This is a genomic window from Metallibacterium scheffleri (assembly GCF_002077135.1).
In the GTDB taxonomy this organism is placed as follows: domain Bacteria; phylum Pseudomonadota; class Gammaproteobacteria; order Xanthomonadales; family Rhodanobacteraceae; genus Metallibacterium; species Metallibacterium scheffleri.
On record NZ_LDOS01000002.1, the window covers coordinates 2,112,704 to 2,125,675 of the forward strand.

Consider the following 12,972-nt stretch of genomic DNA (forward strand, 5'->3'; position numbering starts at 1 on the left):
GTGTCACTACAGCATGGCCGCTTCAGACGAGCCCAAACCCTTGTCGCCACACACCTTCAGAGCAAAATCTCCGCTCGTAGACGTCGAACTTGGGTGAACTGCACTGTCGCGGTACCCGCGCCTGCACCTACCGCCCCTCCCGGTGCATTCTGGTAGGTGACGTAGCCAACCTCCTGGCCCTGCTTGATGGTCGCCATCTGCTGGTTGGCGGTGATCACGCGCGGGCTGGAGATGGTTTCGCTCTTGCCCTCGGTCTGGGCTGCCTGCAGTTCAAGGTTGAGCAGGTAGTTGGAACCCAGGATGGCCAAGCCGAAACTGCCTGCGGGACTGGTGATCGGCAAGTTGACGTTGAGCCCGCCCGGAAAGGTGATGGCCGGCGGCAAAGTGGGCTGCGGCGCGGTGCCCCCCGTCTGGGTCGCATATTGCTGATTGAGGTTGTTCTGCGCGGTCACCGCATTCTGCGCCGCGATGCTGTTGATCAGACTGGAGTTGTCGCTGGTGGAATCACTCGTGGATATGAGTTGCCCGCTCGGGTTGGTCATGAACCCGCTGGCACCGAACTGCGCGCCGAGTTCGCGCGTGAAGCTGTTACTGGCGATGACGATGCGCGATTCGATCAGCACCTGCTTGACCGGGCGATCCAGCACCGCGACCAGCGCACGGATCTCGCGGATCTTTTGCGGAATGTCACTGACGATCAGCGTGTTGGTGCGATTGTCGAAGGTGACACTGCCGCGCGAGGAAAGAAAACCGCGGTTGGCGTTGGCACTGGCGCCGCCGCTTGCCGTGTTCTGCAAGCTCTTCTGCGTCAGCAACTGCGCGATGGTCGAGGCCTTGCCATAGCTGATCGGAATGTAATCGGTGACCAGAGGTGCGGCTTCCTCGGCCTGCATGCGTGTTTCCGCCTTGGCGCGCTCATAGGACGCCAACTCGGTCTGCGGTGCCACCCAGATCACGTTGCCGTCGCGCTGCATGCCGAGGCTCTTGGCACGCATGATCACGGCCAGCGCCTGATCCCACGGCACATTGACCAAGCGCAACGTGACGCTGCCGCCGACGCTGTCGGAGGCCACGATATTGAGATTGGAGACGTCAGCGATCAACTGCAGCGCTGAACGCGTGGGGATGTCCTGGAAATTGAACGTCACGCGGGCGCCGGTGTACTTGGGCTCGGCGCCGGTAACATTGCCGATCACGCCGGCAGCTTTCTGTGCCTGCTTGGGCGCGATCTCGACCACGTACTCGTCGCCGCTCTGGTAAGCCGAGGGCTCGAACGCCCCGCGCGCAGCGATTTCCATGCGCGCACCATTGGCCACCGGGCGCGTGGTGACGCTGGTGACGGGCGTGGCGAAATCGTTCACATCAAGCCGCTGCGCCAACTTGGATGGCAACGTGGCGTTGGCGAAATCGACGACCATGTGATCGCCCGAGCGATGCATGTCGACGTTGGCACCGGCGCCACTGAATCGGATGATGACCTGACCAGCACCATCCTTGTTGCGCTGGAAATCGATATTGGCGATGGCCAGCGAATGGGTGTTCGGAAGTACCTTGCTCGGATTGCCCACGGCGCTGGAGGCCAACGCACCGCCATTGCCGCTGCCGATCGCGAGGATCAGCTTGTCACCGTCAACGCGCGTGGTGTAGCCGGCGTGCTGAAACAGATCGACGACGATGCGCGTGCGCCCGCCAGCGGCCACCGCGGTGACGCTGGAGGTGGCCCCGCTGCCGACATCAAGCCGACGCTTGGCCAGCTCAAGCGCGGTGCCGTCCAGGTCCACTGCAATGCGCGGCGGATTGTCGGTGGTGAATATCCTCGGTTGCGGTGGCGCCCCGTCGAATTGCAAGGTGATATCCACCTTGCCTCCGGGCAGAGCCTGATAGCTCATGTCCTTGAGGGTGCCAGCCTGCGCCCCCATGGGCAGCGCAGCGAGCAGCAGCACGGCCAACAGAGCGGCCATGCGGGCGCGCCAAGTGTGTGCGTTCTTGCGAATGGCTTGCGTCGTCATGTACATCACCCCCACAGGGTCCTCATTGCTCGCTCATCGCGATTTCGGCCTTGCGCTCCATCCAGCCGCCATTGCCGTTCGGTACCAATTCGGTCAGATCGACTTGATCGGGCGTGACCTTGGTGATCCGTCCGTCGCTCTGGCCCATGTAATTGCCGATCACGACGCGATGGATCACGCCGGTCGGGTCCTTGATCAATGCCTGCGCATCAGGCCCGGCGCCGATAGTGCCGACCATCTTCAGCGAATCCAGCGGGAACATTTCCAGCGGCTGCTTGGGACGGTTGGCATCCGGACGCGGGCCATTGCTGTTGTAGCCGCCAGTCTCCAGAGGGCTGGGGCTGAACGGATCACGCATGTTCTGATCGTTGTAGGTAAAACTTTCAAAGGTCTTGATGACTGGCAGCGGCGGCAGTGGCGGGCCGCTCTTGGCCTTTTCCTGCGCGACCCACGCGTGCAGATCAGACGTGCCGCGCGTGCAACCAGCCAGTGCAATCAGCGCCACGCAGACCACCAGCAGTCGAAAAGGCAGCTTGCGCATGTCACTTGCCTCCCTTGCTGACTTCGACGTGATCCTTGCTGCTGCTCTCGTCTTCCTCAAGGTAACGGTAGGTGCGCACCGTGCCTTCGAGCTGCAGCAAATCGCTGGGGCCTTTGCTGCCGGCCGCGGCCGGCAATGGCTTCAGCGACACATTGTGCATGGTCAGGATCACCACGCGCGGCAGCGACGCCACACCGCTGATGAAAGTACCGAACTGATTGTAGGTGCCGATCATCTTCAGCTTGATGGGCTTTTCGGCATAGAACTCTTTCACGGATTCTGGCTCAGGCTGGAATAGATCGGTCTGCAGCCCTGCCGAAAGCGCGGTTTGCGAGATATCCACCAGCAATTCGGGCATTTCCGTCTTGCTGGGCAACTGGCGCAGCATCTGGCGCAGCATGTCCTGCATCTCGGAGAGTTGCTTCTTCAGTGCATCGAGGTTGACAGCGCGCGCCTGTTCCTTGATGAACTGCTGCTTGAGCTGGTCTTCCTGGCTGGCCAGCGATGTCAGATTGTCCTGCTGGTTGCTGATGTGGAACCACCAGCCGAAAAACAGGATCACGACCAGCACCAGCACGGTGAACGTGGTCTTGACCGTGTTCGGCCACGCGCCGATGTTGTTGCGGTCGAGACTGCGGAAATCGTCGAGGAAACTCACGGCTGCGCTCCCGGCTTGATGCTACCAGCGTGGCTTGCGGCTGCCGCGGGCGGGGCAGATATCGCCGCATGCGCAGGCGACCTGGCCATGCCCGCACCGGCCGGAGCCCCCGGCACGACCGGGATTGGCAGCGATGCCAAGCTGCTCGTGGCTGCGGCGGCACCAGCGTTTTTCGGCATGCCAAGCTTGACCGTGAGTCCGAAATCGTAAGGCATGCGCGAATCGCCAGCCTTCTTCTCGGTCTTCTGCAAGTCGGCCGCGCCCAACCATGGCGAAGCCTCGAGGTTGCGCATGTAATCGGCCACTGCCGCGTTGGACTGCGCGACGCCTTCGAGCGTCAGCTGTTCGCCTTTTTGCGCCATTGAGGTCAGCCGCACCGACGGCGGCGTACGCTTCACCAGTTCGTCGAACAGATGCACCATCTGCGAGCGGTTGGCCTGCAGATCCTCGATGATTTTCTTGCGTGCCAGCAGGCGATCACGCACCTTGTCCAGATTCTTGATCTGCTCGTTCTCGGCCTTGAGCTGCGTGATCTGACCTTGCAGGTAGGCGTTGCGATCGGTCTGGTTGTCGATGCGCATGCCCATCCACATCGACCAGCCAATCACCAGCACCAGGGCAACCGCTGCCGCCGCGCCAAGCTGCATGAAAAATTCGCGCTCGCGCTGCTTGCGCCGCTCCGCGCGCCAGGGAAGTAGGTTGATGCGCGCCATCAGTCGAAACTCCTCAGCGCGAGTCCGCAGGCGATCATCAGCGCGGGGGCATCCTGCGCCAATGCTTGCGGCGAGACCTTGGGCGCCAGCGCCATGCTGGCCAACGGGTTGGCCACGCAACAGGGCACGCCAAGCTGCTCCTCGATCATTTCGCTGAGCCCGGCGATCGCTGCGCTACCGCCAGCCAGCACCACTTGGTCGACCTTGCTGTGCTCGCTGCTGGCGTAGAAAAACTGCAGCAAGCGGCTGACTTGTTGGATCACCGCTTCCTTGAAAGGCTCCAGCACTTCAATCTCGTAGGACTCGGGCAGACCACCCTGACGTTTGGCCAGGCCGGCTTCCTCGTATGACAAACCATAACGTCGCATGATTTCGTCAGTGAGCTGCTTGCCACCGAACACCTGCTCGCGCGAATAGATCGAACGCTGACGGCGCAGCACGATGAGCGTGGTCATGGTGGCGCCAATGTCCACCAGCGCGATCACGCTGTCGCGACTGACCGAAAGCTGGTCGGCGATCAGACCGAAGGCGTTCTCCATGGCGAAAGCCTCGACATCGATCACCTTGGCGCTAAGCCCGCCCATGTCCAGCGCGGCCACGCGCATGTCAACGTTTTCGGTGCGCGATGCGGCCAGCAGCACCTGCACCATCTCGGGGTTGTCCTTGACTGCGCCAAGCACCTCGAAATCGAGGCTGACTTCCTCGATCGGATAAGGAATGTACTGATTGGCTTCAGCCTGAACCTGGCTTTCCAAATCGTCCTCGCCCAGCTCGGCAGGCATGGTGATGGTACGTGTGATCACCGCCGAACCAGCGACTGCAGCGGATGCGTGCCTGATCTTGCTGCCCGAACGCGCCACCGCACGACGGATGGCTTCACCCACCGCCTCGACTTCAACGATGTTCTTTTCCACCACCGCGTTGGGCGGCAACGGTTCGACGGCGTAATGCTCGACGCGATAACGGGTGCCAGCCTGGCTCAGCTGGAGCACCTTGACGGCGGTCGAACTGACATCCACGCCAATCAGAGGCGCCGACTTCGGAGTAAACAGGCCCACCGGAATTCCCCTTCCCACGCGCCCTTACGAGCGAAATGTGCGCTAATACCTTAGATCAAGTCTTAACTCTTTGGCAACGCCCCCTGAACTGCATAGCTGAGAGCCACTTCACAATTCTTTGCAGAGTCAGCTCCGCGCGCCCCAAATCCAATGCGTCCGCGCCTACGCATTGGCGAGCAACATACACGACCGCGCACGCAGCGTCTCGTTGCAGTGCCAAAGCCTTCAGCAAAGCCCTCTATACTGCGCGGCTTCACAGAGCCCGCCCTTCGGCGGTCGCCGATCCCGTCCGATGCGCCTGCTGCTGCGACTGTTGAAATGGTTCGTGATCCTGGGTTTTGCCGGTGCTCTGGCCGGCGTCGCCGCACTGGGTATCGCCTACTGGATATTGGCGCCACGCCTGCCATCCGTCTCATCGCTCAAGGATGTGCAGATGCAGGTGCCGCTGACGGTGCTTTCCGCGGACGGAAAACTGATCGCCAGCTTCGGCGAGACGCGACGCATCCCGGTCACCTTCGCGCAAATTCCGGTGCAGTTGCGTGATGCCTTCCTCGCTGCCGAGGACGCGGATTTCTATCACCACCCCGGCGTCGACTTCGTCGGCACCGCGCGCGCGGCGTTCGAGGTGCTGATCCACGGCGGACACAAGGTGCAGGGCGGCAGCACGATCACTCAACAGGTCGCACGCAATTTCTTCCTCAGCCCGGAGAAAAGTTACACGCGCAAGATCATGGAGTGGTTTCTGGCATTCCGCATCGAGAATGAGCTGAGCAAGAACGACATCCTGCAGCTGTATCTCAACAAGATCTTTCTCGGCCATCGCGCGTATGGCGTGGCGGCAGCGGCGCAGTACTACTACGGCAAAACCCTCGATCAGCTGACATTGCCCGAGTGCGCCATGCTGGGCGGCTTGCCGCAGGCGCCTTCGGCGGCCAATCCGGTGACCGATCTCAAACGCGCGATGGTGCGCCGCAATTACGTGCTCAGGCGCATGTACGACGTGGGTTTCATCAAGCGCGATCAGTACGAAAAGGCGCTGGCCACGCCGGACGACGCCTTCCCTCACGAGCCGCCGATCCAGGTCGAAGCACCCTACGTGGCCGAAATGGCGCGCCTGCTGGCCGTGCAGAAGCTGGGCAACAAGGCATTGACCGATGGTTACGTGGTCTACACCACGATCAATGGGAAGCTGCAAGATGCCGCCAACGCCGCGGTCCGCAGCGAAATGCTGTCCTACAGCCGCCGCCATGGCTGGTTTGGACCGGAAGCCCATGTCACCCTGCCGCCCACGCCAGACCCGACGCTGTGGTCGAAGGATCTGGGGGCGCTGTATCCAGTGGCCGGGCTGCAGCCTGGCCTGGTCACCGACAGCAGCGCCAAACTCGCCCACGTCTACCTGCAGAACGGGCAGACCGTGGTGCTCGACCTGAAAGCCGTGGTCTGGGCGCGGCGCTATATCAACGAAAACCGCACCGGGCCTGTGCCCAGCGCCGTGGATCAGGTGCTCAAGCCCGGCGACATCGTGCGCGTGGCCATGGACGACCAGGGTCACTGGCAATTGGCAGAGATTCCCAAAGCACAGGCCGCGCTGGTCTCGCTGCGTCCCGACGACGGCGCCATCGTCGCCCTCGTCGGCGGCTTGAGCTACACGCTCAGTCAGTTCAACCGCGTCACGCAAATGGCGCGCCAACCTGGCTCCAGCTTCAAGCCGTTCGTTTATTCAGCAGCGTTTCAGCGCGGTTTCACGCCTGCTTCGGTGGTCAACGATGCGCCTCTGATCTTCGCCGACACGCATACACCGGGCGGCGAATGGATACCCGCCAACGACACCAACACCTTCCGGGGGCCGACTCGGCTGCGCGTGGCTTTGGCGCAATCAAAAAACCTGGTCACCCTGCGTCTGATCGATGCGATCGGCGTCAACTACGCGCGCCAGTATGTGACGCGCTTCGGCTTTTCGCTGGATCAGATTCCCGACAACCTGACGATGGCGCTGGGCACCGCCTCGGTCTCGCCTTTGCAGATGGCGCGCGGTTACGCGGCGTTCGCCAACGGCGGCTTCCTGATTGATCCCTACTTCATCCAGCGCATCGACAACCGGGATGGCCATGCCGTATTCGTGGCGGACCCGCTGCGCGCCTGCCGCGATTGCGCGCAGCGCCTGCTGGCCGACACGGCGCCGACGCCCGCGCCATCACCGCCCGCACCCGCCGTGCCCGCCACACCAGCACCGGGAAGCAGCAGCGGCCTGCCGCCGATGCCGGGCGACATGACAGTGCTGGTGCCAGCGCCGGTCAACGGCGCGCCACCCCCCCCGCGTCTGGCGCCACGCATCATCGGAGCACGCAATGCCTACCTGATCGCATCGATCATGCAATCAGTGATCCGCAGCGGCACCGGTCAGTTTGCGCTGTCGCTGCACCGTACCGACCTCTCCGGCAAGACCGGTTCGACCAACGACTATCGCGACGCGTGGTTCGGCGGCTTCAATTCGAAACTGGTGACCACAGCCTGGGCCGGCTTCGACAATTTCAGCTCGCTCGGTCATGCCGATGGCCATCCCGAGTTTGGCGCATATGTGGCGCTCCCGATCTGGATCCGCTACATGAAAGTCGCGCTGGCCGGCACACCGGAGGCTCCTGAGCCGATGCCGCCGGGCATTGTCACCGTGTTGATCAACCGCGATACCGGCCTGCCCGCACTACCCAGCAACCCGCTGGCGATGCCCGAGGTGATGCGCATCGAGGACTACGAGCGCCTCAAGCAGCAGGCGCCGCTAGACAGCAAGCACGATCAGGCCAAGTCGTACGACGTATTCTGATCCGCCGCGTGTATGCCGACCCGGCGCTGGCATGCCAGCGCATGAATTGCGATGATCCGCGCAGCCCACTGCAGGAGCGGTCGATGCCTCGTCTTCATGGCCACCACGCTGCACGCCGCGCCCAAGGCAATCGACAGCAACTGCGCCGGCGCATCGCGCTGGAGGCCGCGCGATTGATCAGCGAACACGGGCTGCGCGATTACCACCGTGCGAAACTGCGCGCCGCCGAACGCCTCGGCATCCGCGACGACCAGGCGCTGCCACACAACGACGAGATCGAGTCGGCTTTGCGCGAGCATCAACGCCTGTTTTTTGGCAACAGTCAAATCGAGGCCCTGCAGGCGCGACGTCTGGCGGCGCGCGAGGCGATGCGGTTTCTGCAACGTTTCGAGCCGCGTCTGGTTGGCGCGGTGCTGGAGGGTACCGCTGACCAGCACTCCGCCGTCTGCCTGCACCTGTTCAGCGATACGCCTGGCGAGGTCGAGCAGTTCCTCTCCGAGCACGGTATTCGCTACGAGTTACGCGAACGCAGGCTGCGTATGGATCGCGAGCGCAACCTGACGATCGAGGTGCTGCAGTTCATTGCTGATGACATCGCGTTCGATCTCAGCGTGCTGCCGCGTGACGGCCTGCGTCAGGCACCCTTGGATCGTGTCCGTCCGCGTGCCATGCAGCGCGCCTCGCTGGGCGCACTGGAAGCGTTGCTGCGTGCCCACCCTGCAGCGCCAATGTGATCGGGGCCATGCAGAACCCACGCCCATCCAAGGCGTGAGGTATCCGGCGCGCCTCAGCGCGTCGTGATCGGGCGATAGTCACGTTTGGCCGCACCGGTATAAACCTGGCGCGGACGGCCGATCTTGGTATCGGCGGTTTCGTGTTGTTCGATCCAGTGCGCGATCCAGCCGGAGGTGCGCGCGATGGCGAACATCACCGTGAACATTTCCTTGGGAATGTTCAGTGCCTTGTAAATCAGACCCGAGTAGAAATCGACGTTGGGATAAAGCTTGCGCTCGACGAAATAATCATCCTTCAGCGCCACGCGCTCGAGTTCCAGCGCCACGTCCAGCAGCGGATCGGACACGCCCAGGTCGGCCAGCACCTTGTGCGTCATCTCGCGAATGATCGCCGCGCGTGGGTCGTAATTCTTGTAGATGCGGTGACCGAAGCCCATCAGGCGGAAACCGGAGTTCTTGTCCTTGGCCTTGGCCACGACGCTGTCCACATGTTTCGCGTCACCGATTTCCTCCAGCATCTTCAGCACCGCCTCATTGGCGCCCCCGTGTGCCGGCCCCCACAACGCGGCGATGCCGGCGGCGACACTGGCATAGGGATTGGCACCAGTGGAACCGACCAGGCGCACCGTCGACGTGGATGCGTTCTGCTCATGATCGGCATGCAGGATGAACAGCAGATCCAGCGCTTTGGCCGCGGTCGGACTGAGCTCCAATGGCTCGCTCGGCACCTCGAACATCATGTGCAGGAAGCGCGTGCAGTATTCAAGGTTGTTGCGCGGAAAACGCATCGGCCAGCCGACCGAATAGCGATAGCAGGCCGCGGCAATGGTCGGCATCTTGGCGATCAGGCGGACCGCCGCAAGACGCCGATGCTCGGGATTCTCGATATCGATCTTGTCGTGATAGAACGCCGACAACGAAGCGATCGAAGCGCATACCATGGCCATGGGATGCGCATCGTGGTGAAAGCCGCGCAGAAAGTGGCGAATCGACTCGTGCATCATCGAGTGATGCGTCACCTCGTTGTCAAAGGCATCGAACTGGGCCTGATTCGGCAACTCGCCGTGCAGGAGCAGGTAAGCCACTTCCAGATAGCTCGACTGCTTGGCCAGTTGCTCGATCGGATAGCCGCGGTACATCAGCACGCCGGCATCGCCATCGATGTAAGTGATGGCGCTGCGGCAGCTGGCCGTGGACATGAAGCCGGGGTCATAGGTGAAGCAGCCGGTATCGCGATAGAGCTTGCCGATATCGAGCGCGGCCGGGCCGATGCTGCCGGTCACGGCGGGCAGTTCGGTATTGCTGCCAGTGGACTCGTTGATGAGCTTGTAGGTGGACACGCTCGGTCTCCTTGTGACGTGGACGCCGCGGGCGAAAATGACGCGCGGGAGCAGGCGCCGGATTGGGGATGGACAGACAAGACCGCGCAATTCACACAGCGGTGGTGTCACACGGGCAGGCGGCCCGCAAATTCGCTGCGAATTATCGCACAGTGCGCTGCAGCGCAGCAGCAAAAACAACAACGCCGGCACGAGGCCGGCGCTGCAATGAACATCGATTCGATCCGCGGCAACACGTCAAATCCGGATGCGTGCGGCCGATGACTGGCGTCGCGATCAGGCCTTGCCGCCAGCGGCGTAGCGTTTGCGGAACTTGTCGACCCGACCACCCACGTCTAGCACTTTGTGCTTGCCGGTGTAAAACGGATGCGAGGCCGAGGAAATCTCCAGCTTGACCAGCGGATATTCCTTGCCATCCTCCCACTTGATCGTGTCTTTGGTACTGATCGTGGAACGAGTGAGTATGGCGAAATTGGCGTTCACGTCCTGGAACACGACCTCGCGATATTGGGGATGGATGTCGGGCTTCATGGCGGACTCGCGCTCGAAAGATCAAGGAAAAGAGAGCCATGATAGCCTGCTGTCATGGCCACGGGCAAGATTGGATGCTCTGATCAGCAGTCGAAGCCTGGCCCGATCACCCGGGGAGCGCACCCAGTGCCGCTGCCACCAGATGTTCGAATCCGCTCTGGTCCACGGCCATGACGATACGCGCATTGGCCACCGCACCGCTGCGGCGCTGCCAGTCCACCACGGTGGCTCCGCGCGTCAGGCCGCCATCCAGTTCGACCGTGACCGCGCGCTCATCGCTACGGGTGATCAACCCCGGACGCAGCGCCACCGCCATGGCCAGCGCATCGGCGGCAAGCAATCCCGGGCGCTGCTGCATACGATTGAAAGCGCGCGCCTTGCGTGAGATCGCGGAGAAAAATGCCGCGCGTGCATCATCGCCGGCCAGCCAGTGATCGAAGCGCTCGAAATCCAGCGCATGACGCAGTGTCAGTTCCCAATCAACCAGATCAAACCGCGGCCAGCGTGAAAATACGATGTGCGCGGCTTCCGGATCGAAGCCGATATTGAATTCCGCCGCCAGACTGGTGTTGCCCTGCCCGGTCACCGCGCCCCCCATCACCACCAGCCGCGCCACGCGCCGGGGCAATTGCGGGTCAAGGCTCAATGCCAGTGCCAGATTGGTCAGCGGCCCCAGCGCCACCACCACCAGTTCGCCAGCGTGTGCATGGCTAAGGCGCAGCAGCGCCAGTGCCGCGTGCTCGTTGTGCGCCACGCGCCGTGCGGGCAAGTAGCCGGTGTCACCAAAGCCATCGGCGCCATGCACGAATGCGGCATCGGCAGCGCGGCGCACCAGCGGCTGTGGCGCGCCGGGAAACACCGGCGTGGGCGCATCCAGCAGTTCAACCAGTTTGAGCGCGTTGGCCGTGGTGTGATGCAGCCCGACATTGCCCGCGGCGATGCCCAGGCCAGCGATGCCAGATGCGTGTGCGTGCGCCATCAGAATCGCCAGCGCATCGTCCACGCCGGGATCGGTATCGATGAACAGCATGTCCGGCTCCGCCACGGGAAAGCATGCAGTTTATGGGACTGGCTCAGGCCTGTGCGTAGCGCCTCGCGCTGCCAAACCAGCGCTGCAAAATCAGCTCTGCGCGCCCGGGATCGCTTTGCAGGAGCCGATCGGCCAGCTCACGCACCATCGGCAACAGATCGGCATCGCGCGCCAGGTCGGCCACGCGCAGCGCCAGCAGCCCCGTCTGACGCGTGCCCAGCATTTCGCCGGCACCGCGCAGTTTCAGGTCCATTTCAGCGATGCGAAAACCATCGTTGCTCTCACGCAGCAGGCTCAGGCGCGCACGTGCGTTGGCCGATAGCGGCGGTTGATACAGCAGCACACAATGGGACGCGGTGCTGCCGCGCCCGACGCGGCCGCGCAACTGGTGCAGCTGCGCCAGACCCAGGCGCTCGGCGTTTTCGATCACCATCAAACTGGCGTTGGACACATCAACGCCCACCTCGATCACCGTGGTCGCCACCAACAATGCCAGCTCACCGCGCTTGAATGCATCCATGACCGCCTGCTTGGCAGCAGGTTTCATGCGCCCGTGCACCAACCCCGATGCTCAGCATCGGCAATGCCGCGCTAAGCTCGATGTGCGCGACCGCGGCGGCCTGCGCGGCGAGCACGTCCGACTCCTCCACCAGAGTGCATACCCAATAGGCCTGCCGGCCATTGGCGCAGGCGTGATGGATACGCTCGATCACCCTCGGCGCGGCGACTGGCGGCGACAAGGGTGGTTTGCACCGGGATACGCCCCGGCGGCAATTCATCGAGCACCGAAATGTCCAGGTCCGCATAGGCCGTCATCGCCAAGGTGCGTGGAATCGGTGTCGCGGTGAGCACCAGCTGATGCGGCACTTCATCCGCCGTGCCGCCCTTTTCGACCAGACTCAGGCGCTGATGCACGCCAAAGCGGTGCTGTTCGTCGACAATCGCAAGGCCCAGATTGCGAAATTGCACGCCTTCCTGCATCAGTGCGTGCGTGCCCACGCACACGGCTGCGCCCTCGCTCAGGCGCTTCAGCGCCGCGTTGCGCGCGCGGCCTTGAACTTTGCCAGCCAACCACAGCACCTCGATGCCTAGGGGCTGCAACCACGTCACGAAGCTGCGGTAATGCTGCTCGGCCAGCAATTCGGTGGCGCGGCCAAGGCCACCTGGCGGCCGCTGGCCACTACCGCCAGCGCCGCCAGCGCCGCGATGATGGTTTTCCCCGAGCCCACGTCGCCCTGCACCAGGCGCAGCATCGCTGCGGCGTGGCCAGATCGGCGAGGATTTCATCAAGCACGCGTTGCTGCGCGCTGGTCAGCGCATAAGGCAGATTCACACGCAGCCGGGTGCATGAGCGCACGACCCTCGGCGCATACCGGCGCAGCATGGCCACGCGCGCGCTGGCGCAATTGCCGCAAGGCCAGGTGCTGGGCCAGCAGTTCCTCGAACGCGAGCCGGCGTTGCGCCGGATGCGTGCCTGCCAGCAACGCTGTCAGATCATCGTCGGGCGCAGGTTGATGCACAGCCAGCAGCGCGCTGC

10 protein-coding genes and 1 pseudogene are annotated in these 12,972 nt (G+C 63.0%); 2 read left to right on the forward strand and 9 right to left on the reverse strand.

Annotation, left to right across the window (positions count from 1 at the left end; all coding sequences use genetic code 11):
• Positions 1-56: 56 nt before the first annotated feature.
• From Mschef_RS14990 to Mschef_RS15010, 5 genes are all read right to left on the reverse strand, one after another.
• Positions 57-1,961: a type IV pilus secretin PilQ gene (locus tag Mschef_RS14990; RefSeq protein ID WP_081130075.1), complete on the reverse strand. Its 1,905-nt coding sequence runs from the start codon at positions 1,959-1,961 to the stop codon at positions 57-59.
• A gap of 70 nt (positions 1,962-2,031) precedes the next feature.
• The gene (locus Mschef_RS14995) at positions 2,032-2,550 is read right to left on the reverse strand and encodes a pilus assembly protein PilP (RefSeq protein WP_081125832.1); all 519 of its coding nucleotides are present in this window, start codon (positions 2,548-2,550) and stop codon (positions 2,032-2,034) included.
• 1 nt (position 2,551) lies between these two features.
• Positions 2,552-3,208, reverse strand: a complete 657-nt coding sequence (locus Mschef_RS15000) for a type IV pilus inner membrane component PilO (protein ID WP_081125833.1) — start codon at positions 3,206-3,208, stop codon at positions 2,552-2,554.
• Positions 3,205-3,921, reverse strand: a complete 717-nt coding sequence (locus tag Mschef_RS15005) for a PilN domain-containing protein (protein ID WP_081129831.1) — start codon at positions 3,919-3,921, stop codon at positions 3,205-3,207. The genes Mschef_RS15000 and Mschef_RS15005 overlap by 4 nt, the downstream gene beginning before the upstream one ends.
• Entirely contained in the window at positions 3,921-4,979 is a 1,059-nt protein-coding gene (locus tag Mschef_RS15010) for a pilus assembly protein PilM (RefSeq protein ID WP_081129832.1), read from the reverse strand. The genes Mschef_RS15005 and Mschef_RS15010 overlap by 1 nt, the downstream gene beginning before the upstream one ends.
• A 292-nt stretch (positions 4,980-5,271) precedes the next feature.
• Here Mschef_RS15010 and Mschef_RS15015 point away from each other — a divergent pair, with 292 nt between their 5' ends.
• Entirely contained in the window at positions 5,272-7,800 is a 2,529-nt protein-coding gene (locus Mschef_RS15015) for a penicillin-binding protein 1A (RefSeq protein ID WP_081129833.1), read from the forward strand.
• Between the two features lie 83 nt (positions 7,801-7,883).
• Positions 7,884-8,534: a hypothetical protein gene (locus Mschef_RS15020; RefSeq protein WP_081126721.1), complete on the forward strand. Its 651-nt coding sequence runs from the start codon at positions 7,884-7,886 to the stop codon at positions 8,532-8,534.
• Positions 8,535-8,587: 53 nt separating this feature from the next.
• Here the strand turns inward: Mschef_RS15020 and Mschef_RS15025 are convergent, their stop codons facing one another.
• The 4 genes and pseudogenes from Mschef_RS15025 to recG form a co-directional block, all read right to left on the reverse strand.
• On the reverse strand, positions 8,588-9,874 hold the full coding sequence (locus Mschef_RS15025; RefSeq protein WP_081125840.1) for a citrate synthase: 1,287 nt from the start codon (positions 9,872-9,874) through the stop codon (positions 8,588-8,590).
• 276 nt (positions 9,875-10,150) lie between these two features.
• Positions 10,151-10,405 carry a type B 50S ribosomal protein L31 gene (locus tag Mschef_RS15030; RefSeq protein ID WP_081125841.1) on the reverse strand — a complete coding sequence of 85 codons (255 nt, stop codon included), beginning with the start codon at positions 10,403-10,405 and terminating at the stop codon, positions 10,151-10,153.
• A 106-nt stretch (positions 10,406-10,511) separates the two neighbouring features.
• Positions 10,512-11,435, reverse strand: coding sequence for a nucleoside hydrolase (locus Mschef_RS15035; RefSeq protein WP_176212385.1), 924 nt, complete (start codon positions 11,433-11,435; stop codon positions 10,512-10,514).
• A 43-nt stretch (positions 11,436-11,478) separates the two neighbouring features.
• Positions 11,479-12,972, reverse strand: a pseudogene (recG, locus tag Mschef_RS15040) (ATP-dependent DNA helicase RecG); the annotation flags it as partial.

Coding starts and splice junctions, on each gene's coding strand:
- Mschef_RS14990 (WP_081130075.1), bottom strand. CDS start 1,961: ATGGCCGCTCTGTTGGCCGTGCTGCTGCTCGCTGCGCTGCCCATGGGG.
- Mschef_RS14995 (WP_081125832.1), bottom strand. CDS start 2,550: ATGCGCAAGCTGCCTTTTCGACTGCTGGTGGTCTGCGTGGCGCTGATT.
- Mschef_RS15005 (WP_081129831.1), bottom strand. CDS start 3,921: ATGGCGCGCATCAACCTACTTCCCTGGCGCGCGGAGCGGCGCAAGCAG.
- Mschef_RS15015 (WP_081129833.1), top strand. CDS start 5,272: ATGCGCCTGCTGCTGCGACTGTTGAAATGGTTCGTGATCCTGGGTTTT.
- Mschef_RS15020 (WP_081126721.1), top strand. CDS start 7,884: ATGCCTCGTCTTCATGGCCACCACGCTGCACGCCGCGCCCAAGGCAAT.
- Mschef_RS15030 (WP_081125841.1), bottom strand. CDS start 10,405: ATGAAGCCCGACATCCATCCCCAATATCGCGAGGTCGTGTTCCAGGAC.
- Mschef_RS15035 (WP_176212385.1), bottom strand. CDS start 11,435: ATGCTGTTCATCGATACCGATCCCGGCGTGGACGATGCGCTGGCGATT.